20 protein-coding genes are annotated in these 21990 nt (G+C 69.1%); 3 read left to right on the top strand and 17 right to left on the bottom strand.

Features of this window, described 5'->3' with window-relative positions; genetic code table 11:
• Positions 1 to 64 precede the first annotated feature (64 nt).
• A complete protein-coding gene (locus tag IJ15_RS0104235) occupies positions 65 to 1018 on the top strand; it encodes a hypothetical protein (RefSeq protein ID WP_031937103.1) in 954 nt (317 codons plus the stop codon).
• Positions 1015 to 1770 (top strand): sensor domain-containing protein, encoded by a 756-nt coding sequence (locus IJ15_RS0104230; protein ID WP_051918504.1) that lies wholly within the window; start codon positions 1015 to 1017, stop codon positions 1768 to 1770. The genes IJ15_RS0104235 and IJ15_RS0104230 overlap by 4 nt, the downstream gene beginning before the upstream one ends.
• Positions 1771 to 1849: 79 nt before the next feature.
• On the opposite strand, the gene IJ15_RS0104225 is transcribed toward IJ15_RS0104230, so the two are convergent.
• The 4 genes from IJ15_RS0104225 to IJ15_RS0104210 form a co-directional block, all read right to left on the bottom strand.
• On the bottom strand, positions 1850 to 2368 hold the full coding sequence (locus IJ15_RS0104225) for a hypothetical protein (protein ID WP_197059738.1): 519 nt from the start codon (positions 2366 to 2368) through the stop codon (positions 1850 to 1852).
• Between the two features lie 84 nt (positions 2369 to 2452).
• Positions 2453 to 3799 (bottom strand): DNA polymerase IV, encoded by a 1347-nt coding sequence (locus IJ15_RS0104220; protein ID WP_051918491.1) that lies wholly within the window; start codon positions 3797 to 3799, stop codon positions 2453 to 2455.
• A 47-nt stretch (positions 3800 to 3846) separates the two neighbouring features.
• Positions 3847 to 5007 (bottom strand): hypothetical protein, encoded by a 1161-nt coding sequence (locus tag IJ15_RS0104215; RefSeq protein ID WP_031937099.1) that lies wholly within the window; start codon positions 5005 to 5007, stop codon positions 3847 to 3849.
• A complete protein-coding gene (locus IJ15_RS0104210) occupies positions 5007 to 5936 on the bottom strand; it encodes a metal-dependent hydrolase (RefSeq protein WP_031937098.1) in 930 nt (309 codons plus the stop codon). Before IJ15_RS0104210 ends, IJ15_RS0104215 begins: the two co-directional genes overlap by 1 nt.
• A gap of 156 nt (positions 5937 to 6092) precedes the next feature.
• Between IJ15_RS0104210 and IJ15_RS0104205 the strand changes: the two genes are divergently transcribed.
• The gene (locus IJ15_RS0104205) at positions 6093 to 6710 is read left to right on the top strand and encodes a TetR family transcriptional regulator (RefSeq protein ID WP_031937097.1); all 618 of its coding nucleotides are present in this window, start codon (positions 6093 to 6095) and stop codon (positions 6708 to 6710) included.
• Between the two features lie 47 nt (positions 6711 to 6757).
• Here the strand turns inward: IJ15_RS0104205 and ileS are convergent, their stop codons facing one another.
• From ileS to murD, 13 genes are all read right to left on the bottom strand, one after another.
• Entirely contained in the window at positions 6758 to 9946 is a 3189-nt protein-coding gene (gene ileS / locus IJ15_RS0104200; RefSeq protein WP_031937096.1) for an isoleucine--tRNA ligase, read from the bottom strand.
• A 253-nt stretch (positions 9947 to 10199) separates the two neighbouring features.
• On the bottom strand, positions 10200 to 10442 hold the full coding sequence (locus IJ15_RS0104195) for a hypothetical protein (RefSeq protein ID WP_031937095.1): 243 nt from the start codon (positions 10440 to 10442) through the stop codon (positions 10200 to 10202).
• A 41-nt stretch (positions 10443 to 10483) separates the two neighbouring features.
• Positions 10484 to 11326 carry a DivIVA-like cell division protein Wag31 gene (gene wag31, locus IJ15_RS0104190; protein WP_031937094.1) on the bottom strand — a complete coding sequence of 281 codons (843 nt, stop codon included), beginning with the start codon at positions 11324 to 11326 and terminating at the stop codon, positions 10484 to 10486.
• Positions 11327 to 11438: 112 nt separating this feature from the next.
• Positions 11439 to 11741, bottom strand: a complete 303-nt coding sequence (locus tag IJ15_RS0104185) for a YggT family protein (protein ID WP_031937093.1) — start codon at positions 11739 to 11741, stop codon at positions 11439 to 11441.
• A gap of 123 nt (positions 11742 to 11864) precedes the next feature.
• A complete protein-coding gene (locus IJ15_RS0104180; protein ID WP_031937092.1) occupies positions 11865 to 12452 on the bottom strand; it encodes a cell division protein SepF in 588 nt (195 codons plus the stop codon).
• Positions 12453 to 12543: 91 nt separating this feature from the next.
• Complete coding sequence (locus tag IJ15_RS0104175) at positions 12544 to 13272, bottom strand: YggS family pyridoxal phosphate-dependent enzyme (protein WP_031937091.1); 729 nt, start codon at positions 13270 to 13272, stop codon at positions 12544 to 12546.
• 20 nt (positions 13273 to 13292) lie between these two features.
• Positions 13293 to 14027, bottom strand: a complete 735-nt coding sequence (gene pgeF / locus IJ15_RS0104170; protein WP_031937090.1) for a peptidoglycan editing factor PgeF — start codon at positions 14025 to 14027, stop codon at positions 13293 to 13295.
• 11 nt (positions 14028 to 14038) lie between these two features.
• Positions 14039 to 15277 (bottom strand): cell division protein FtsZ, encoded by a 1239-nt coding sequence (ftsZ, locus tag IJ15_RS0104165; RefSeq protein WP_031937089.1) that lies wholly within the window; start codon positions 15275 to 15277, stop codon positions 14039 to 14041.
• 220 nt (positions 15278 to 15497) lie between these two features.
• The gene (locus tag IJ15_RS0104160; RefSeq protein WP_156112013.1) at positions 15498 to 16379 is read right to left on the bottom strand and encodes a cell division protein FtsQ/DivIB; all 882 of its coding nucleotides are present in this window, start codon (positions 16377 to 16379) and stop codon (positions 15498 to 15500) included.
• Positions 16376 to 17866 carry a UDP-N-acetylmuramate--L-alanine ligase gene (gene murC / locus IJ15_RS0104155; RefSeq protein WP_031937087.1) on the bottom strand — a complete coding sequence of 497 codons (1491 nt, stop codon included), beginning with the start codon at positions 17864 to 17866 and terminating at the stop codon, positions 16376 to 16378. Before murC ends, IJ15_RS0104160 begins: the two co-directional genes overlap by 4 nt.
• Complete coding sequence (murG, locus tag IJ15_RS0104150; protein ID WP_031937086.1) at positions 17863 to 18999, bottom strand: undecaprenyldiphospho-muramoylpentapeptide beta-N-acetylglucosaminyltransferase; 1137 nt, start codon at positions 18997 to 18999, stop codon at positions 17863 to 17865. Before murG ends, murC begins: the two co-directional genes overlap by 4 nt.
• Entirely contained in the window at positions 18996 to 20462 is a 1467-nt protein-coding gene (gene ftsW / locus IJ15_RS0104145; protein WP_031937085.1) for a putative lipid II flippase FtsW, read from the bottom strand. Before ftsW ends, murG begins: the two co-directional genes overlap by 4 nt.
• Positions 20459 to 21988 (bottom strand): UDP-N-acetylmuramoyl-L-alanine--D-glutamate ligase, encoded by a 1530-nt coding sequence (murD, locus tag IJ15_RS0104140; RefSeq protein WP_081880568.1) that lies wholly within the window; start codon positions 21986 to 21988, stop codon positions 20459 to 20461. Before murD ends, ftsW begins: the two co-directional genes overlap by 4 nt.
• Positions 21989 to 21990: the final 2 nt, after the last annotated feature.

The following is a 21990-nucleotide window of genomic DNA, read 5'->3' as shown; positions in this document are numbered from 1 at the left end:
CCGCCATCATCCCCTACCCGGGAGACAGACCGGTCATCCCACCCGCGCCGACTAACCTGTTGGCGTGCCACTGCCGTCGAAACTCTTTCGTCCCGGGACCGCGCTGATCGCGGCCACTCTCTCCTTCACCGTCCTCGTCACCGGGTGCGGAAGCGGCGGCGATGCCGCCCCGGCCAGCCCCGATGCGGTCGGTGCCGCATCCGACGAGGTGACAGTCCCGGTGACGGCCGCCACCACGGAGATCGTCGACGCCGGAGCCGAACCGCGCGCGGTGGTGCAGATCCGGCCGGCGCAGGGGACGCGGCAGGAGGCCCGGCTCGTCACCACCGGCACCGTGCAGCAGCAGATCGACGACCAGCCCGTGCAGGACTTCTCCACGCCGGAGCTGACGATGCCGCTCACCGCGCTCGTGACGCAGGGCGTGTCCGACAGCACGCCGGCCACGACCATCGATCTCACCCTGGGCGACCTCCGCACCGCGGACGAGGGGTTGAACGAACTCCTCTCGCCCGCAACCGATTCGCACGCCGGGTTCACGATGAACCCGTCCGGCGCGATCACCGCGCTGCGGCTGCGCCCGGACCCCGACGCCCAGAACAAGGCGCGCTCGATGATCGAGCAGGCGTTCTACCAGGCCGTCTACCGCACCGTCGTGTTCCCCGAGCAGCCGATCGGCGTCGGCGCAGTGTGGACGATCCACCAGCAGGTGATGAGCGCCGTGGCGCTGAACCAGGTGACCACCGCGACCCTGACCGCCCGCGACGGCGATCGGCTCACGATCGAGATCCGCGTGGAGCAGATGCCCCAGTCGCCGGTGTTCGAACTCCCCAACGGCGCGGGAACGCTGGACGTGGACTCGTATTCGCTGCAGGGGGCGGGCCGGATCGTCGTCGACCTCGGGCTGCCGCTGCCCGTCGACGGATCGGTCAGTGTGGAGGGCACCCAGTCGTTCAGCGACCCCGCCGACGAGATGCGCCTGAAGCAGAACACCGGGGAGCGGGTCGAGTGGTCCTCGTGACGCGGCGCCGACTCTCCGGCACCGCCGCGACGATCGCGGCGGTCGCGACCGTCGGGGCCACGCTGTCCGCGTGCGGATCGGCGGACGAGCCCACCCCGCCGCCCGTCGAACTGGGTCCCGCGGTCACCGTCCCGGCCTCCGCGCCACCGTCGGGACCGATCACGGACTCCACCGTGCTGCAGGCAGCTCTGCTCACGGCCGCGGATCTGCCGCCGGGCTACGCACCGCTACCCGATCCCGTCGACGACCTCGGGCTCGCACCGGACACCGGCGACACCACCGAGCACTCGCGGACCGACCCCACCGCGTGCGCGAACGTGCTCGACACCGTGGCCCGTCAGGTTCCCGGCGCGACCGCCTCCGCCGAGCAGAACCTGGCCGGACCGGGATTCACCAGCATCGACGTCGACATGGCCGGCTACGCGGGCACCGGCGCGGCCGACGCCTTCGCGACCGTCCAGAGCACGCTCCGCGGCTGCACCGCCTACACCGGCACCGACTTCGACGGCACACCAGTGCAGTACCGGCTCGAGCCCCTGCAGCGGTCGACCGTCGGCGACGCGTCGACGGCTTTCCGGCTCACCACCACCAGTGAGGGATTCACGCTGGTGTCCGACGCGATCGTCGCGGTGGTCGGCTCCACCGTCGTCCAGGTGGCCGAGACCGGACCGGACGCCGCGGACGGCGACCTGCTCACCCGGATCGCAGCCACGACGACCGACCGCATACGGGCGGCCTCGCAGCCCGGGTAGATCGCCGCCCGGCACACGAACGCCGATGCCGGCGTCACCCGTGCGGGTGACGCCGGCATCGGCGTGAACGAGGCGACTACTACGCGGGGCAGGCCGGCGAGGTCAGGTTGGCCATCGTGACCAGCTGGCACGCGTACTGCTGCGACATCTTCCAGACACCGTTCTCGGCGACGAAATCGACGGTGGCCGGGTTGGCCTGGCCGTTGACCGTCAACGTGACACCGGCGGTGATGGTCTCGTCACCGGTGGGCGTGACGTCGACGACCTCGATGGCCGCATTGGCGTCCTTGGCGGCCTTCGCGACCTGGTTGATCAGCTCGGGATCGGCCTCGGCGCCCTGCACCAGCTCGACCTTCTGGTCCAGCGGGACGCTCTCGTCGAACGCCTTCGCCAGAGCCGCATTGAGCTCGGCCGGCGTCGGCGGAGCCAGGGCCGGCGTCGCGGGCGCGGTGGTCGTGGTGGCCTGAGCGGTGGTGCGCTCGCTGCTGCCGCCGTCGTCCGAGCACGCAGTCATGGTCAGGGCGGCCGCGATCGCCACACCCGCGATGGTCATCTTCCGAAGCTTCAAGTCTTCGTCCTTTTCTTCTCGGTCGAACATCGTTCACGGCTCAGCGCCAGGATGCGCTCCACTGTCCCAGCTATGACGCCGGTTCACAGCAAGAGTACCGGGGTGAGGCGGACCTCACCCCAGGCTGTCGAGCGGATCGGCAGCAACCAAGTCCCCCGTGGTGTCCTCGAAGGTACGCGACAGACCGGGGCCGCTGCCACGGGTCTCGAACCGGACCGTCACCACGCCGTGTCCCGCGCCCTGCACCCAGCCGTGGCCGTACTCCGGGTGCGACACGTCCAGCCCGGGATGCCAGCGCGGCCGCGCGTCGGACACCGGACGCTCCGACGAATCATCTTCGGGCGCATCGACTTCCGGCCCACCCTCCCCCTGATCCAGCTCGGGGAACAACGACCCCTGGACCACCGCGGACAGGCCACCGAACCCGACCCCCACCAGGCGCACCGGACCCAGCTCGAGCGGGTCGATCACCTGGCGCTGCGCGGTCGCGGTGAGCGTCTGGAGGTCGGTCGTCGCGTACGGCAACGTCAACGATCGCGTCACGATGCTCATGTCCGACTTCCGGAGCTTGAGGACCACGGTGCGCGCCGCACGACCGTCCCGCGCCAGCCGCCGGTGCGCCGACGCGGCACTCGACTCGACGGCCCGTCGCAGCTCGGCGAGCGTGACGATGTCCTGCGCGAATGTCGTTTCGGCACTGACCTGTTTGGCGTCGGCGCGTTCCGCGACGGGACGGTCGTCGATGCCCCGGGCCAGCCGCTGCAGACTCGGCCCGATCGTCGTCCCGAGGATCGACGCCACCTCGGCCTCCGGCAGCGCCGCGAGCGCACCGACGGTCTCGATCCCGAGCCGCTTGAGCTTCTCCTCCGCGACCGGGCCGATCCCCCACAACTTCCGGACCGGCAGCGCCCCCAGCAACGCCTGCTGGACGTCCGGGGACACCACCGTGACCCCGTCCGGCTTGGCCAGGCCGGACGCGATCTTCGCGATCTGCTTCCCCGCACCGGCGCCGATCGACGCCACCAGCCCCGTCTCGGCGAGGACCAACGCCCGAAGCTCCTCGCAGTAGCGCTCCACCTCCGCCTTACCGGCACCGGCGAGCTCGGCGGGTTCCCCGAACGCCTCGTCGAGCGAAAGCTGTTCCAGCACAGGCATCCGGACCCGCAGCGCCTCGAACACCTCCCGGCTCACGTGCCCGTACAGCCCGCCGCGCGGTGGCAGCACGACGGCCGACGCCCCCACCAGACGTCGTGCCTGGTGCATCGGCATCGCCGACCGCGCGCCGAACGCCCGCGCCTCGTAGCTCGCCCCCGCGACCACTCCCCGACCACCGAGCCCGCCGACCAGCACGGGACGACCCCGCAAAGTCGGACGAGTCAACTGCTCCACGGACGCGAAGAATGCGTCCATGTCTAGGTGCAGGACCCACCGACGGCTGCGTGTGGGGTCGGCGGAGTCCATGCCTGAAAACTACGCGGCACGGACGACATCCCCACCGGGACCTCCGGCTATGCGGTGTTCGTCGCCGGCTCCGCCCCGGCAGGCGGAACGCTGTCGTCTCCGGCAGGACCGCGCGGCACGGTGAACGTGGCGGCCACACAGGCGATCGCGACCGCGAAACACGCGATCGTGTACCAGAGGTTGCCGATGGGATCGCCGTTCGCGGTGACACCGTCGACCGCCCCGAAGAAGTCCGGCAACGCGCTCGCCCACAGCACGCCCATCACCACCAGGTACACGATCGCGTAGGCCCGGACGAAGTCGTTGGAGTAGGCGGGGGCGTCGGATGTCCCCGCACGCAGCCGCGACCACTGCTTGACCAGGAGCGGAATCGCAACGACCGTCAGCGCGACGAGTTCGGCCGCGTACAGGATGCCGCGGACGGTGTCGCTGCCCATCCCGAGGACCGTCGCCGGGAGCGGCAGGACGAACACGCCGACCGACGCGGTGAGCCCGATGACGACGGTGCGCCACACCAGCTCGAGGCCCCGGAAGTGCCGACCGGAGTCGACGTGACGACCCACGAAGAACTGGACACACAGCGCCAGCGACATCGGCCACAGCGCCGCGAACACCACGACGCTCGGCAGCGGAACCGAATCGAAGAACGGCAGGTTGACCTTGTTGTCGAGGGTCCACTCCCACCAGCGCAACTGCGGTCCGAGCTGGTCGAAGATCTCGTAGAACGCGTGGTGGACGAACCCGACACACACCGCGCCGAGGAACACCCCGTACCGCCGGAACACGCCGAGCATCCGGACGATCTCGAACGCCAACGTCGCCATCAGCGGATAGATCGCGACGATGTACAGCGGGAGCCGACCCCACAGGAAATCCACCGTGAACACGTTGTGCGCGAACATCGTGCCCAGGTATTCCTCGGTGCCGAACGTGGCCGGGAAGTAGATCGGCGGTTCGATCACGAACAGGAACGCGGTGGCACCGAACCACAGCACCAGGTTCGTGGGATCACCGTGCCGCCGCAGCCGCACGATCGCGTACACGAGGGCCAGCACCGCGCCGAGGACGATCATCCATTCGAGGACCGGCAGCGTCCAGTTCTCCAGTGCCGCGGGGTTGCGGAACTCGACCAGCCCGCCGGCCTCCTCGCACGAGAAGCCGAGGCGGATGGCCAGGTCCTCGAAGGTGGGTGAACACAGATCGGACATCAGTTCACCTCCGACGGCACCGATGCGGCGGAGTACCAGCGCGTGCAGTCGGCGCCGCCGTCGTACCGGCCGAACCACTCGTCGGCCAGCACGGGCAGATTCTCGTGCGTCGGATCGTGACCGGGCAGCTGACTGCGGACAGCGCCGCGCAGAGCGACGAGCTGCTCGCCGATCGGCAGGCCGTCGAACGCGCGCGGCATCGGCCCCTTCGTCAGATACGGCGCGAAGGCGGTGAGCACCCGCTGCTTGGCACGGTGGCGGGCGAACATCGACATCGAGTCGACCTTCCGCTCGGACAGCGGAACGTGCTGATTGAAGCCGGCACACGCGATCCGGATCGACTTCATCACGTGCGCGAAGACCGACGGCGCCATCCGCATCCGGTACAGCTCGTTGCCGACCACCGAGTTGTAGATGATCAGCGCGGAACTGCGGTGCTCGACCTCTTCGACGAAGTGCCACAGGAACAGTGACGCGACCCGGTCGTCACCGGGCGCGAACAGTGTCGCCTCGTTGTCGAGCATCAGCTTGAACACCGGGGTGAAGGTCGCCTCGAGGTCCGCGGTGTACGCGAGCCGATAGTCGATCGAGGTGCGATCAGTGAGCAGATCGAACTCGCCGATCACCGCATCGAGCGTGTTCTGCAGGCCCGGGTAGCTCCGGATCAGCCCGTTCACGTGCTGGCGGTGCGCGGTCGAGTGGTGCCCCTCCTGGCGCATGAACGCGACAGCCTCCTCCGCGACCGCGGGATCGGTGATGAGCGGCTTGGCCTGCAGGATCAGCTTCACGATCATCTTCTCGAAGCCGATGGCCAGGAACGACACCGCGTTCGACATGCTCGACCAGGCCGGGTTGTCGGGATTCCACAGGAACGGCACGTCCCCGTCGTCGAACCCGAAATCCATCTTCCGGGGCTTGAGATCCGTCATGCGCACTACCTCGTTCGTCGTCGGTGCGGGCCCGTCCGCGCAGGCCGGGGCCACGATCGCGGTCATCATACGATTGACTTCACGGATGTATGATTGGTTTCGGCGAAATCGCCGCCACCTGCGTGGGTACCCGCACGCTGCTGGTACCGTCCGCCCGTGGCACGCAGACGCGGATGGGGCGGCAGACCGCCGGCCGACGACGACGAGGCCGCGCGGCGCATCGTCGCCGCCGCGGTCGAGACCATCTCCCGCACCGGATCGGCGGTGAGCATCGCCGACGTCGCCGAATCGCTGGGCGTCATCCGGCAGACCGTGTACCGCTACTTCCCCAGTGCCGACGCCCTCATGCGGGCATCCGCGATCGCGTCCGTCGGCGGCTTCCTCGATCGCCTCACCGAACACGTCCAGGGCCGCGACGATCCCGCCGACGCACTGGTCGAGGCCGTCGTCTACACCCTCGACGCACTGCCCCGCACCCCGCACCTGGGAATCATGCTGTCCGGCACGCATTCCCACGCGGAGGGAATCACCTCCGACGAGGCACTCGCCTTCGGGATGACGATGATCAGACGGTTCGACGTCGACTGGGATCGGCACGGGTACGACGAACCGGCCCTGCGCGAACTCGTCGAGTACCTACTGCGGACGATGCAGTCGTTCTTCGTCTCCCCCGGAAACCCCCCGCGCAGCGAGGACGAACTGCGGCAGTACCTCCGCCGCTGGATGGGCGCCGCGATCAGCGCGCGGACCACCCCGGACACGACGAAGCCCTGAGAGACCGGAGGTCCCCCAGGGCTTCGCTCGCGAGTACCGCTACCCGATCACGCCTTGGCGACCGTGGCGCGCACACCCTCACCGAGATCGACGACGGCGTCGCCGGCCACCTCACCGAGCTCGAGCGTCGTCGCCAGGACCTCCCCGGCGATCAGCTCGCGGTGCCGCTGCGCCCAGTCGAGACGCTCGGCCGGAACCTGCATCGTCACCGAGATGCGGTCGGAGACATCGAGACCCGCAGCGCGACGCGCGTCCTGCAACTCACGGATCCGGTCCTTGGCCCAACCCTCGGCCTCGAGCTCCTCGGTGACCTGCGAATCGAGCACCACCAGGCCCGCGCCACCGGGCAGAGCCGCCGTGGACTCGGGCTCGGCGGCCACGAGGCGCTGGGTGTACTCCGACGGCAGCAACTCGATGCCCGCCTCGGGAGCGGAGCCGGCGGAGCGACCCGGCCAGACTGTGACCACACCGTCGACCTCGGTCCAGTCGCCGGCCTTGACCGCCTTGATGACGGTCTGCACGTTCTTACCCAGACGCGGACCCGCCGCCCGCGCGTTGACGACCAACTCGAACCGGCCGTGCACGTCGACGTCCTCGGTGATGTCGACCTTCTTGACGTTCACCTCGTCGGCGATCAGCCCCAGGAACGGGCGCAGCCGCTCGGCGTCGGGTGCCGCGACGGTCACCTCGGGCAGCGGCAGCCGCACCCGCAGGTTCTGCGCCTTACGCAGGCCCAGCACCGTCGAGCAGACGCCACGGACATCGTCCATCGCGGCGACCAGACCGGCATCGGCGGGCAGCTCGGACGCCGCCGGCCAATCCGTCAGGTGCACCGACCGGCCACCGGTCAGACCCCGCCAGATCACCTCGGTCGCCATCGGCAGCATCGGCGCCGCAAGACGACTGACGACCTCGAGCACGGTGTGCAGGGTGTCGATCGCGTCGCGGTCCTCGTCCCAGAACCGGCTGCGCGAACGACGCACGTACCAGTTGGTGAGCGCATCGCAGAACGTCCGCAACTCGTCGCACGCGCCGGCGATGTCGGTCACCTCGAGCGCATCGGTGATCGCATCCCGCGTCGCCGCGAGCTTGGCGAGGATGTAGCGGTCGAGCACGTTCGGCGAGTCGGTCCGCCACTGGCCGGGCTTCGACGCATACAACTGCAGGAAGCTCCACGCGTTCCACATCGGCAGCAGCGCCTGCCGGACACCCTCACGGATGCCCTGCTCGGTCACCACCAGGTTGCCGCCGCGCAGGATCGGCGACGACATCAAGAACCACCGCATGGCGTCGGAGCCGTCGCGGTCGAACACCTCCTTGACGTCCGGGTAGTTGCCCTTGGACTTGCTCATCTTCAGGCCGTCGTCACCGAGCACGATGCCATGCGCCGCAACGCATTTGAACGCCGGACGGTCGAACAGCGCGGTCGCCAGCACGTGCAGCGTGTAGAACCAGCCGCGGGTCTGACCGTTGTACTCGACGATGAAATCGCCCGGGTAGTGCGAGTCGAACCAGTCGCGGTTCTCGAAGGGGTAGTGCACCTGCGCGTACGGCATCGAACCGGACTCGAACCAGCAGTCCAAGACCTCGGGGACCCGGCGCATCATCGACTTGCCCGTCGGGTCGTCCGGGTTGGGACGAACCAAGTCGTCGATCATCGGCCGGTGCAGATCCGTCGGGCGCACCCCGAAGTCCGCCTCGAGCTGATCGAGCGAACCGTAGACATCGATCCGCGGGTACGACGGATCGTCCGACACCCACACCGGGATCGGGCTGCCCCAGTAGCGGTTTCGGCTGATGTTCCAGTCGCGTGCACCCTCGAGCCACTTACCGAACTGGCCGTCCTTGATGTGCTCGGGCACCCAGGTGATCTCCTGGTTGAGCTCCACCATGCGGTCGCGGAACTTGGTGACCGCGACGAACCACGACGGCACCGCCATGTAGATCAGCGGCTGACCCGAACGCCAGCTGTGCGGATACGAGTGCTCGATCGTCTCGTGCCGCAACAACTTTCCGGCGGCCTTGAGGTCTTTGATGATGACCGGGTTGGCATCGAAGACCTGCAGACCCTCGTACGGCGGCACCATCGAGGTGAACTTGCCACCCGGATCCAGCGGCTGCACGATCTCGATGCCGTTGGCGCTGGCGCACTCCATGTCCTCCTCACCGAAAGCCGGTGCGAGGTGGACGATTCCGGTACCGGAGTCGGTGGTGACGTAGTCGGCCGACAGCACGCGGTGCGCGTTCTCGTGGCCCTTGCCCGGACCGTGGAAGAAGTCGAACGGAGGCGTGTAGGACAGGCCGACGAGGTCGGCACCCTTGTACTCGCCGAGCACCTCGGGCGATTCACCGAGCTCGCGCGCGTAGTGCCCGACGCGGGCCGCGGCGAGCACGTACCGCTTGTCGTCGGCGCCGCGAACCTGCACGTAGTCGACGTCCGGGTGGACCGCGATCGCCAGGTTGGACGGCAGTGTCCACGGCGTCGTGGTCCAGATCAGCGCGTTGGCGCCGTCCAGGTCACTGCCCGGAGCCTGCAGCACCATGTCGACGGTGACCGCCGGATCCTGACGCATCTTGTAGGCGTCGTCGAGCCGGGTCTCCTGGTTCGACAGCGGCGTCTGCTCGTACCAGGAGTACGGCAGCACCCGGAAGCCCTGGTAGATCAGGCCCTTGTCGTAGAGCTCCTTGAACGCCCACATCACGGACTCCATGAAGTCCAGATCCAGGGTCTTGTAGTCGTTGTCGAAGTCGACCCAGCGGGCCTGACGGGTCACGTAGTCACGCCACTCGTCGGTGTAGCGCAGCACCGACTGCTTGCAGTACGCGTTGAACTCGGCGAGACCCATCGCGTCGATCTGCGACTTGTCCTTGATGCCCAGCTGCTTCTCGGCCTCGAGCTCCGCGGGCAGACCGTGGCAGTCCCAGCCGAAGCGGCGGTCGACCTTCCTGCCGCGCATCGTCTGGAAGCGCGGGACCAGGTCCTTGACGTAGCCGGTGAGGAGATGACCGTAGTGCGGCAGACCGTTCGCGAAGGGCGGGCCGTCGTAGAAGACGAAGTCCTCGGCGCCCTCACGGTTCTCGATGCTCGCCCGGAAGGTGTCGTCCGCGTCCCACGCGGCAAGCACCTTCTGCTCGAGCTCCGGGAAGGAGACGGCCCCGGTGGCGCGGCCGCCGACGAGATCGACGCGGGGATACCCGTCGTTCGTCTGGGGAGAGGTGGATTCGTTACTGGTCACCGCGTGGCTCCTCGTGCCCGATTTACCGGCACGGGGACGACGGCGACGCCCTGTGCGCCGCAACCGCGGTACCACCCCGCTTGCTCGCCGCCACCTACGCGCGACGAGCCACTCGATCAAGGCTGTGACGGGCCCACCCGTTCGGTTCTACTGGGCCGGATCCCCGCTACGCGACCGATGCGCAGCCGAATCTCGACCGTTCTTCCGAAGGCTCCCCGGTGATCGCCGGATCTGCGCCGTGTGTGCGCTCATTCTAACCCTGAGCCGAACTTCCGCCGGCATCACCGTGGTCGGACCCGACGTCGCCGTCCCGCGTCCCACCCGAACCGACGGCTGGTGCCGCCTTCCTGCTCGCCAGCGCACTGACGAGCAGGAGGACGGCACCCGCGACACAGACTGCGATGCATCCCCAGGCCCAGAGGACGGAACCCGTCATCAGGGCGATCACCAGCAGGGCGAAACCTACTGCGGCGAGGACCAGCGTCATGACCAGCACGATTCACCCTCTACTCGAGAGCCGGCCGGGCGTCGGCTCAGTCAGTTGTTTCCCTTGGCGAACGACTGGTTGAAGCCGGACTGGTTGAACGCATCCTGGCCACCGTCGACCGGCACGGCCGAACCACGCTGCTCCAGCTCCTCGAGCTGCGACTCCAGGTACGACTTGAGCCGCACCCGGTACTCGCGCTCGAACGTCTTCAACTGCTCGATCCGGCCCTCGAGGACCGAACGCTGCTGGTTGATCGTCGCCATGATCTCGGTGTGCTTCTTCTCGGCATCCGCCTGCAGCGCGTCGGCCTTCTCCTTGGCCTGACGCAGCTGGGTCTCCGAACGCGTCTGCGCGTCCGAGAGAAGCGACTCCGACTTCTGCTTGGCGTCGGAGAGCATGGTCTCCGACTTCCGCTTCGCGTCCGAGACCATCGTCTCCGACTTGGTGCGCGCATCGGTGACCAGGCGCTCGGAGTTGGTGCGGGCATCGCCGAGCAGCTGCTCAGCCTCGACCTTGGCGTCGCCGGTCAGACGGTCGGCCATCTCCTGCGCGAGGCCCAGGACCTTCGCCGCCTGCATGTTGGCGTCCTCGGACGGACGCGGAGCGGCAGCGGGAACCGGAGCAGGCTTGGGCTGCTCGACGACGCGAACGGGCTCCGGCGCGGGCGCCGGGACCGGGGCAGCGGCCGCACGCGGGGCCTTCTTCGCCTCGGCCAGCTCCTGGTCCAGTTCGCCTACTCGCTGACGAAGATCGGCGTTCTCCTCGATGAGCCGGGACAGTTCCTGCTCGACGAGGTCGAGGAAGGCGTCCACCTCGTCCTCGTTGTAGCCACGCTTCCCGATCGGAGGCTTGCTGAACGCAACGTTGTGAACATCAGCTGGAGTCAGCGGCATGGAAGGATCCCTTCACGCATCAATTGGCGGTCTAGCACGCATTGAGTTCTAGGGCATTGCGCGTACTCGTTAACCATTTCGTTACCCCACACTGTAACTGCGGGTCATTCTTTCACACCAAACCCGCCGGTGCCGCTAGTCCCGAGACCACCTGCATGAGGATGAACAGCAGGAACAGCAGGACCATGATCGACAGATCCAGCCGGACCCCGCCGAGTGAGATCGGCGGGATGAGCCGGCGAAGAAACTTCACCGGTGGGTCCGTGACCGTGAAGATCGTCTCGAGCACGATCACGACGAAGCCCGTCGGGCGCCAGTCACGTGCGAACACCCGGATGAACTCGACGATGATCCGCCCGATGAGCAACAACCAGAAGATGAACAGGATCACGTAGATCACCGAGAACACGGCCACACCTTCACTCTGCCTGACGACGTCCGGTCTATCAAAACGATCTCGCTCCCCGAGTCACGCATCACACTCGCGCACAATCGGCGACGCGGTCCCATCGACAGACCGTTCAGTCCGGACGACGGACTACTTCTGGTTGTAGAACCCGGTCTCCGCGATGCGGCGACGCTCCTCCGCGGAGACGTCGATGTCGGCGGGTGAGAGCAGGAACACCTTGGTCGCGACCTTGTCGAACGACCCACGCAGCGCGAAGGCGAGCCCGGCAGCGAAGTCGACGAGCCGCTTGGCGTCCGCGTTGCTCATCTCGACGAGATCCATGATCACCGGCGTTCCGTCACGGAAGCGCTCACCGATGGTGCGGGCCTCGCCGTAGTCCCGGGGTCGCAGCGTCGTGATCTTCGACAGCGGTCCACCCTCGTCGACCACCGACCGGCGGCTCTCGTGCCGCTCCATCCGCGGGTCCACGGCGAGCGCGCCGCGGGTGGCACCGCGCGGTGCGGCGCCCCGAGGAGCGATCGGCTCGACCCGCCCCGACGCGCGGGGTGCCGGCTCGTAGCGGTCGAAATCACTCTCGACCTCGTCACGGCGTGACGCCGCGTAACCGGGCTCGGCGTACTCGCGGCGACCCTGACCGGGCTCGTCGATGTAGTCGTCCTCGAAATCCTCGAGGGGAACCATGCCGAAGTAAGCCTTGAACTTGTGCAGGCTGCTCATTGATCGACCTTCCTGGGCGCGGTGGACTGGTGTGGGCGAATCCTGCGGTCGACCGCAGAGCTCTTCTTTTTGTGACTGGTGTGACTGGTGATCATTTCGAGACTATCGGTCGACGGCCGAGGAGGGCGGTTCCGACACGCACGCACGTCGACCCGTGGCGCACCGCGGCCTCGAGATCGCCCGTCATCCCGGCCGACAACGTCGACGCCTCCGGATACGTGCGCTGGAGGTTCTCGTGGACGTCCGCGAGTCGCGCGAAGGCCGTGTCGGGATCGGTCCCCAGCGGCGGCACACCCATGATGCCGCCGAGCGTGAGATTCGACGACGCCGCGACCCGCTCGGCCAACTCGGCGACGTCCGCGACCGCCACCCCGCCGCGCTCCGGGTCGTCGTCGAGACTCACCTGGAGGAGAACCTCGAGCGGAGCGGACCGGGAGCCGTCGTCGAGCGCACCTGCCGCCGCGCGGTCGAGCGCATCCGCGAGCCGGACGCTGTCGAGCGAGTGGACCGTGTCGGCCCAGCGCACCACCGACTTCACCTTGTTTCGCTGGAGCCGCCCGATCATGTGCCACCGCACCGACTCGGTCACGCCCGGCATCGATCGGAAGTCGGCCACCTTGGTGCCGGCCTCCGGCTCCCGTGACTCCCCGAACGCCCGGCAGCCCAGATCGTAGAGAATCCGCACATCCGTCACCGGATAGAACTTCGTCACCGGGAGCAACGCCACCTCGGTGAGCTCACGCCCGGCGTCCCGGCACGCCACGTCGAGGCGGGCACGGACCCCCGCCAGCGCCGATGCGATTTCATCATGCCTGCTCATCGGCCCTCGACTCGATCCCGTCACTCTTCTCCGAGTGGGTCCATCCAGATCACCGCGGCCAGGCGGCCCGTGGGCGCTCCCCGCCGGTGGCTGAACAACGTGGTGTCCTCGATCGTGCACCGCGGATCCTCGGCCACACCCGAGATCCCCGCGGCCAGCAACTGCCGCCGCAGACCGGCCCGCAGATCCAGCCCCGGCCGGCCCTTGACGGTGCGCGTGGCGCTACCGGGCAGGAACTTCTCGACGTCGGCCTGCATCGCAGCCGGCACCTCGTACTGCCGACCACTCGCCGCCGGACCGAGGAAAGCACCGATCCGCTCCGGCCGCGCACCCTGCTCGATCATCGCGCCGATCACCTTCGGCACGATGCCGATCCGGGCACCGATCCGCCCCGCGTGCACGGCAGCGATGACACCGGCCTCGTCGTCCGACAGCAGGATCGGCACGCAGTCCGCGCTCAACGTCACCAGCGCAAGCCCGGGAACCTTGGTGACCAACGCGTCCGTGGCCGGCACCGGGCCGTCGGCCAGGTCCCTCGGGCCGTCGACGACAGTCACGTTGCGGCTGTGGATCTGCTCCATCCACACCAGACGCTCGAACGGCAACCCGATGCCGTCGGCGAGCCGGCGACGGTTCGACTCCACCGCCGCCGGGTCGTCACCGACATGATCGCCGAGATTGAAGGAGTCGTAGGGGGCCGCGGACACACCGCCGGAACGGGACGTCACGACCCGCCGAACCCGGACACCCGTCACGGAAACCCCGCTCAACGGCGCATGAAGGAAGGCACGTCGACGTCGTCGTCCTCGGCTTCCTCGTTGCTGACCGGAACCGCGCGGGAGACACTGCCTCCCAGCGGCGGCAGCGTCGAACCCGTCGGCGCCGCAACGGGCTCGCGAGGAGGCACCGGCGCCGCGGGAGCGGCCGGAGCCGCGTGCGCCGCCGGAGCGGGCTCGCCGGCCACGGGGCGCTCGGACTGCCCGACCTCGCCGGCCCGTCCTGCACCGATGTTGCCGCGACCGATGGCCGACTGGACCTCGAGCGGCCGCTTGGCCGGAGCCCCGCCGTCGAAGCCCGCCGCGATCACCGTGACGCGCACCTCGTCGCCCAGCGAATCGTCGATGACCGTTCCGAAGATGATGTTCGCGTCGATGTGCGCGGCCTCCTGGACCAGCGACGCGGCCTCGTTGATCTCGAACAGGCCCAGATCCGAGCCACCCGCGATCGAGAGCAGCACGCCGCGCGCACCCTCCATCGACGCCTCGAGCAGCGGCGAGTTGATCGCCGTCTCGGCGGCCTTGATCGAGCGGCCCTCCCCGCGGGACGAGCCGATGCCCATGAGGGCGCTGCCGGCGCCGGACATGACGCTCTTGACGTCCGCGAAGTCGACGTTGATCAGGCCGGGGGTGGTGATCAGATCGGTGATGCCCTGGACACCGTTGAGGAGCACCTCGTCGGCGCTGCGGAACGCATCCATGAGGCTGACGGCCGCGTCACCGAGCTGCAGCAGGCGATCGTTGGGGATCACGATCAGGGTGTCGCAGGACTCGCGCAGCGCGGAGATCCCGGACTCTGCCTGCGCGCCACGGCGCTTGCCCTCGAAGGAGAACGGCCGGGTGACGACACCGATGGTGAGGGCGCCGAGCTTGCGGGCGATGCTCGCGACGACGGGCGCGCCGCCGGTGCCGGTACCGCCACCCTCGCCTGCGGTGACGAAGACCATGTCGGCCCCCTTGAGGACCTCCTCGATCTCGTCCTTGTGATCCTCGGCGGCCTTGCGGCCGACCTCCGGGTCGGCGCCGGCGCCGAGACCGCGGGTCAGTTCACGGCCCACGTCGAGCTTGACGTCGGCGTCGGACATCAGCAGCGCCTGCGCGTCGGTGTTGACCGCGATGAACTCGACTCCCTTGAGTCCCTGCTCGATCATGCGGTTGACCGCGTTGACGCCGCCGCCGCCGATACCGACGACCTTGATTACGGCGAGGTAGTTGTGCGGGGGCGTCATGGGCTCTCGCCTTCCGTGAGTGGATATCGCGCTGGTACTGGGGGTGAGTTCGGAAAACCCTCAACCTCAACCACAGGGTCAAGGTTATGTCAAGTAGTTCCTTGGAGCGAAACGCTATGCAGTGCCACAGCGATCCGCCAGCAGGCGCGCCGACGCGCGCCAAGTTTTTGCGGGGCACGAAGCCCCCGATCCGCTCGGGTCGTGAGCCTCGAATCACCCATCACTTTACTGTGGGCAGTTCGGGACTCGACACATCGAAGACCCGACCGGGCTGAGTCAACAGCGCGGAAACCACTGCCGACTTCCTCTCGGAATCGTCGACACCGCCCCACACCACGACACGGCCGTCCACCAGAGTAGCCGAGACACTCGAAATCGTCGGTGCGGCAACCTCGGCCACCTGGACCCGGAGCGCCTCGGGAAGCGACCCGAGCACCTCCAGCGCCGCCTGCGTGGCATGGTCGCCCTCCGCCGGCGTCGGCGTGACGAGCCGGACCACACCGAACGGCGGCGGCTCGATCGCGTAGTCCACCCCGGTCTCGTCCATCAGATGCGTTCCGTCCGGGGAATCGAAGAACACCACCGGAATCCGCTCGCGCACAGTCACCCGGACCGTCGACGGATACTCCCGCTGCACCCGCGCTTCCGCGACCCTCGGGATCCCCGCCACGCGCCGGGCCGCGGCCGCCGTGTCGACGCGCAGCAGCGGAGTCCCGTCCTCGATCCCCGCGACCGGCAGGACCTCCTCCGCCGTGAGGAATCCGTCACCGACGTACTCGACCTGACGGACCGACATCAGCGGGCTGAACCACAGCGCGGCGCCGAGGCCGCCGAACACCACCACCACCGCGGTCGCGATCAGGAAAACCTTGCGCCGCAACGAGCGGACACGGGCCCGATCCTCCGAGCCACGATCGGCGACCGTCGTCTCCGAATCCCGATCGGCGACCGCCGCACCCGTCGGCCTCCCAGCCGCGCCCGCCGACGCACGGCGCCCGGACGTCGGCTCGCGGCGCGTGGACGCCCGGCGCGCACGCTCGTCTCGCGACCGGCGCGCGTCGGGCCGGCCACCGCGGGATCGACCCCGACGATCCGCCGTCACCGAGGCTCCGAATCCGATCCCGCCGAACGGCCACCGTGGTTGGGCCGCGACCGCAGCGCGTCGAGCAACTGGCCGCCGAGCATCGTCACGTCGCCCGCACCCATGGTGATCAGGACGTCGCCGGGCTCGACGAGCGCGGCAACCTGACGCGGCACCTGCGACCGATCGGGCTGATAGTGAACAGGTTTCGTGAGCGCCTGCGCCACCAGTGCACCGCTGACACCCGGGATCGGCTCCTCACGAGCGCCGTACACGTCGAGCACGACCACCTCGTCCGCCAGGTCCAACGCCTCGCCGAACTCCTGCGCGAACGTCACGGTCCGCGAGTACAGGTGCGGCTGGAACACCACCACCACACGACCCTTCCGGCCGTCGTTGTCGACGAGCTCGCGCGCGGCGTCGAGCACCGCCCGGACCTCCGTCGGATGATGCGCGTAGTCGTCGAACACCCGCACTCCGCGCTCACGACCGGTGAGCTGGAACCGGCGGTGGACCCCACCGAAACCGGCCAGCCCCTCGAGCAGTTCGTCCACCGACGCGCCCGCGTCCATACCCGCGAGCATCGCAGCAAGCGCGTTGAGCGCCATGTGCTTTCCGGGCACACCCAACCGCAGCGTGCGGGTCACGGACTCACCGGCGAAGCGGACGTGCGCCACTCCCCCGACGTCCCGCGCCTCCCAGTCCGACAGCTCCACACCCACCGGAACCGGCCCGGCGGCAGCGGCCGCCTCCGAAGTGCCGTAGCCGACGACCCGCACCGCCCTGCCGGACTCCACCGTTCGCCGGGCGAGCGCCGCCGAACCGGGATCGTCGAGGCACGCCACGAGCAGGCCGTCCGGCGCGATCCGGGCGACGAAGTCGTCGAAGACCTGGACGTAGGCCTCGGTGGTACCGAAGAAGTCGAGATGGTCCGCCTCGATGTTGGTGACCACCACGACATCCGGGTCGTATTGGAGCAGCGACCCGTCACTCTCGTCGGCCTCGGCGACGAAGACCTCACCAGAGCCGTGATGGGCGTTGGTGCCGGACTCGTTGAGTTCACCGCCGACCGCGAAGGACGGATCGAATCCACAGTGCTGCAACGCCACCACGAGCATCGACGTCGTCGAAGTCTTGCCGTGCGTGCCCGACACCAGCAGAGTGCGATGTCCGTGCATCAGCGACGCCAGGACGGCGGGACGCAGGATCACCGGAATGCCCCGCCTCGCCGCCTCGACGAGTTCCGGGTTGTCCTTCGGGATCGCGGCGTGCGTCGTGACGACGACCGTCGGGCCACCCGGCAGCAGGTCGAGAGCGCCGGCATCGTGTCCGATCCGGACCACCGCCCCGCGGGCCCGCAACGCGAGCACCCCGCGGCTCTCCTTCGCATCCGAGCCGGACACCTGACCACCCCGGGAGAGCAGGATGCGCGCGATGCCGGACATGCCGGCACCGCCGATGCCGACCATGTGTACCCGCTCGAGACCCGCGGGCAGCTGCTCGCTCATCGGTTTCCCCTTGCTACTTCGACAACGATCTGTGCGACGGCCGCCGCCGCACTGCGGTGGCCTGCACCGGCCGCAGCACGGCCCATCTCGTCGAGCCGCGCGCGGTCGGCGAGCAACGGCACCACGGTCTCCGACACGTAGTGCGGCGTCAGTTCCGCATCCGGAACGATCATCCCACCTCCGGCGGCGACGACCGGCCGGGCATTGAGTTCCTGCTCCCCGTTTCCATGTGGCAACGGCACGTAGACGGCGGGAAGACCCACAGCCGACACCTCGGCGACGGTCATCGCGCCCGAGCGGCAGATCACCGCGTCCGCCGCCGAGTACGCCAGGTCCATCCGCGTCAGGTACGGCACGGCCACATACGGAGCGTCGGGGCCCGACTCGACGTCCACGGAGTTCTTGGGCCCGTACGCGTGCAGCACGGAGATCCCGGCCGCCGCCAACTGTGGGGCGGCGCCGACAACTGCCTCGTTGAGTGACCGGGCGCCCTGCGAGCCGCCGAACACCAACAGCACGGGGCCGTCCGCGGGCAGACCGAAATGCTCACGGGCCTGCGCGCGCAACGCCGCGCGGTCGAGTCCGGTGATCGACGACCGGACCGGGATGCCCACCACCTCGGCATCCGCGGCGCCGCGCGCGGCCACCCCCGAACCCGCGACCGCCGCCAGCACCCGGCGGGCACGTCGGGCACCGATCTTGTTCGCGATGCCCGCGCTCGCGTTGGCCTCGTGGACCACGATCGGGATCCGCCGCCGCCGTCGCAACAGGCCCGGGCCGGCCGCGAGATACGCGGGCAGCGCGACATAGCCGCCGAAACCCACGATCACGTCCGCCTCGGTCCGATCGAGCACCGCGCGCGTGGCCGCGACGGACCGCCGGATGCGGGCCGGCAGACGCAGCAGATCCATCGTGGGCTTGCGGGGCAACGGAACCGGCGGGATCAGCTCGAGTGGGTATCCGCGCTCGGGCACCAGCGTGGTCTCGAGGCCGCGTTCGGTTCCGAGTGCGGTCACCACCGCCGACGGGTCGAGCGCCCGGATCGCGTCCGCAACAGCCAACGCCGGCTCGATGTGCCCGGCCGTTCCACCACCGGCCACCACCACGGACAGGCCTGTCTTGTTGCCGCTCACCTACGCGTTCCTCGCTCTCCTGGACGGGGATCGCGCGGACTGCCCGCACGCCCCCGATTCCTCAGGGGGCTGCTGTGCCCCCGCTTCTCGTTGTTTCGTCGACTGTCCTCGGACGGCCGGCGTCGGGGTTGGTCGTGCCGCACGGCCGAGGCGCCCGAGGCGCTGCCGCGGCCGACCCGGACGGGCTGGACCTTGCGGGTCTCCGTCCGGCGCACCACCGCCGCACCACGCGGCCGCGGCGGGATGTACACCGCCGGTGTCGGAAGTCTCAGCAGACGCGACATCCGTCCGTCCCGCCCGCTGTGCAAGGCGGCGACGGCCTCCGGTTCGTGCCGCGCCGCGTTCGCGACCAGACCGAACATCAACAGCGTGGTCGCCGTCGAGGTGCCACCCGCCGACACCAGCGGCAACTGCAGACCGGTGACCGGCAGGATGCCCACCACGTAACCGATGTTGATGAACGCCTGACCGGTGATCCACGCGGTCGCGGTCGCGGTCAGCAACTGCAGGAACGGATCCGCCGAGCGTCGCGCGATACGCAGACCCGTGTACACGAACAGCGCGAACAGTCCGATGACCGCGCCGGCGCCGATGAAACCCAGCTCCTCACCGATGATCGCGAAGATGAAATCGTTGTGGGCGTTGGGCAGATAACTCCACTTGGCGCGACTCTGGCCGAGCCCCCCACCGAACAGGCCACCGTCGGCGAGCGCGTACTTCGCCTGCCGCGCCTGATAGCCCGCGCCCTGAGCGTCGTCGTCCGGGTTGAGGAAGGACTGCACACGCGCCGACCGGTATCCGGCAGTCAACGCGAGCGTCACCGCCGCCGTACCACCCGCCACGAGCAGCGCGACGAAGATCTTCAGCGGCAGACCCGCGAACCACAGCAGGGCCAGCAGGATGATCGCGAGCGAGATCGTGGTCCCGAGGTCGGGCTGCAGCACGATCAGCACAAAGACCACCAGCGCCGCCGGCACCAACGGGATCAGCATCTCCTTGAGCGAGGCGCCCTCCCGACGCCGCGTCGCGAGCAGATGCGCACCCCAGACCGCGAACGCGATCTTCGCGAGCTCGGAGGGCTGCAGCGAGATCGGACCGATCACGAACCAACCGCGGGTGCCCTGCGACAGCGTGCCGATACCCGGAATGAGCACCAGCACGAGCATCACGACGGTAGCCCCGAACGCCGGCAACGACCACGTACGCAGCACCCGGATCGGGATCAGCAGCGCGACGTAGAAGATCACCAGACCCAGCGTCGAGAAGATCAACTGCGAGACGAATTTCCCGTACGCCGAACCGTCCCGCGCCACCGACTCGACACTCGACGACGACAGCACCATCACCAACCCGAGCACCGTCAACAGGACCGCGATGGTGACGACCAGATGGAACGACGTCAGCGGACGTGCCAGCCACGCACCGATTCGGGTGCGCGGCGCGCGCTCGGGGGCTCGCGTCATCCGCAGGTCCCGGACCCCGGCTCGATCTCAGGAAGTTCCGTGACCGCTGCGGCGAAACTGCGGCCGCGGTGACCGTACGAATCGAACATGTCGAGCGATGCGGCGGCGGGCGCGAGCAGCACGGTGTCGCCGGGGGCCGCCAGAGCCGCAGCGGCACGCACGGCCTCCGCCATCACGGTGTCCGCATCGGCGGCGGGCAGATCGAGATGGAGTACGTCCGTTTCGGCGATCGGTTCGACCACCGGCCCATCGTCCCCCGCGCGCACGTGAACGACCGGGACGTCGGGGGCGTGTCGCGCGAGCGCGTCCGCGATCTGGTCGGCGTCACGGCCGATGAGCACCGCACCGGCCAGGCGGTCCGCGACGTCGGCGACCAGGTCGTCGACCCGGGCACCCTTGAGCAGGCCACCCGCGATCCACACCACCGAGTCGTGCGCAACGATCGACGACAGCGCCGCATGCGGATTGGTGGCCTTGGAATCGTCGACGAACGTGACGTCACCGACCCGGCGGACGACCTCCGCACGGTGCGGACCCACCCGATGCGCCCGCAAGCCGGCGTCCACCGCCGCCGGGGAGACCCCGATCGCACGGGCCAGCGCCGACGCCGCCAACGCGTCACACAGTCCCGCCGGTCCCGCCGGACTGATCTCGTCGGCCGGGACGAGCGGAACCGAATCCGCGAAGGCCCGGTCGATCAGCATCCCGCCGCGCACACCCAGTTCGCCGACGTCCGGCGCGGCGAGCCGGAAGCCGACGGTACGCCCGTCCCGCGGCCGCCCCACCAGCGTCGCCGCGATCGGATCGTCGAGGCCGACGACCGCGACACCGCCGGACAGTGCGTGCGCCTTGGCGTCCGTGTAGCCCGCCATGCCGCCGTGCCAGTCGAGATGGTCCTCGGCGATGTTGAGCACGACACCCGCCGTCGGACGCACCGACGGCGCCCAGTGCAGCTGGAACGACGACAACTCGACGGCGAGGACGTCGGCGCGCGGCTCCTGTGTGCGCAGCGCGTCGAGCACCGGCAGGCCGATGTTGCCGCAGGCCGCCGACGGCATGTCCGCGGCCTCGAGGATCGACTGCAGCATCGACGTCGTCGTGGTCTTGCCGTTGGTGCCGGTCACGACCAGCCACTGCCGCGGCGGGCCGTACATGCCGGCCCGGTCGACACGCCACGAGAACTCGATGTCGCCCCAGACGGGGACGCCCGCGCCCGAAGCGGCCGCCAGCACGGGTGCGTCGGGCCGGAAACCCGGGCTCGTGATCACCAGCGCGAACTCGGCCACCCGCTGCGGGTCCGCGACCAGGTCGTCGAGCGGAACCGTCGCGGCCCCGAGCTCGCCGCAGCGTGCCAGGGCGTCCGCGTTGGTGTCGGTCACCGTCACCCGGGCGCCGAGGTCGTGCAACGGCGCGATCACCGCCCGACCGGAGATGCCGGCACCGGCCACGAGAACATTCCCGCCCCGCAGTCGGTCCAGGTCACCCATGTTCACTGCCTCGCCGTGCCCCGTCCCGTCGAGCGACATCG

Origin of the sequence: Prescottella defluvii, from assembly GCF_000738775.1 — a bacterium.
GTDB classification, from domain to species: domain Bacteria; phylum Actinomycetota; class Actinomycetes; order Mycobacteriales; family Mycobacteriaceae; genus Prescottella; species Prescottella defluvii.
Note: the sequence above shows the minus strand (reverse complement) of the source record. Positions and strands in the feature narration are given on the sequence as shown.

What these genes read in the sequence shown, in the direction of transcription:
- IJ15_RS0104215 (WP_031937099.1), bottom strand. Translation starts at nt 5,007, where the DNA reads ATGTCCGATCTGTGTTCACCCACCTTCGAGGACCTGGCCATCCGCCTC.
- IJ15_RS0104180 (WP_031937092.1), bottom strand. Translation starts at nt 12,452, where the DNA reads ATGAGCAGCCTGCACAAGTTCAAGGCTTACTTCGGCATGGTTCCCCTC.
- IJ15_RS0104225 (WP_197059738.1), bottom strand. Translation starts at nt 2,368, where the DNA reads ATGTTCGACCGAGAAGAAAAGGACGAAGACTTGAAGCTTCGGAAGATG.
- IJ15_RS0104210 (WP_031937098.1), bottom strand. Translation starts at nt 5,936, where the DNA reads ATGACGGATCTCAAGCCCCGGAAGATGGATTTCGGGTTCGACGACGGG.
- IJ15_RS0104220 (WP_051918491.1), bottom strand. Translation starts at nt 3,799, where the DNA reads ATGGACTCCGCCGACCCCACACGCAGCCGTCGGTGGGTCCTGCACCTA.
- ftsW (WP_031937085.1), bottom strand. Translation starts at nt 20,462, where the DNA reads ATGACGCGAGCCCCCGAGCGCGCGCCGCGCACCCGAATCGGTGCGTGG.
- murD (WP_081880568.1), bottom strand. Translation starts at nt 21,988, where the DNA reads ATGTCGCTCGACGGGACGGGGCACGGCGAGGCAGTGAACATGGGTGAC.
- IJ15_RS0104175 (WP_031937091.1), bottom strand. Translation starts at nt 13,272, where the DNA reads ATGAGCAGGCATGATGAAATCGCATCGGCGCTGGCGGGGGTCCGTGCC.
- murC (WP_031937087.1), bottom strand. Translation starts at nt 17,866, where the DNA reads ATGAGCGAGCAGCTGCCCGCGGGTCTCGAGCGGGTACACATGGTCGGC.
- wag31 (WP_031937094.1), bottom strand. Translation starts at nt 11,326, where the DNA reads ATGCCGCTGACTCCAGCTGATGTTCACAACGTTGCGTTCAGCAAGCCT.
- ftsZ (WP_031937089.1), bottom strand. Translation starts at nt 15,277, where the DNA reads ATGACGCCCCCGCACAACTACCTCGCCGTAATCAAGGTCGTCGGTATC.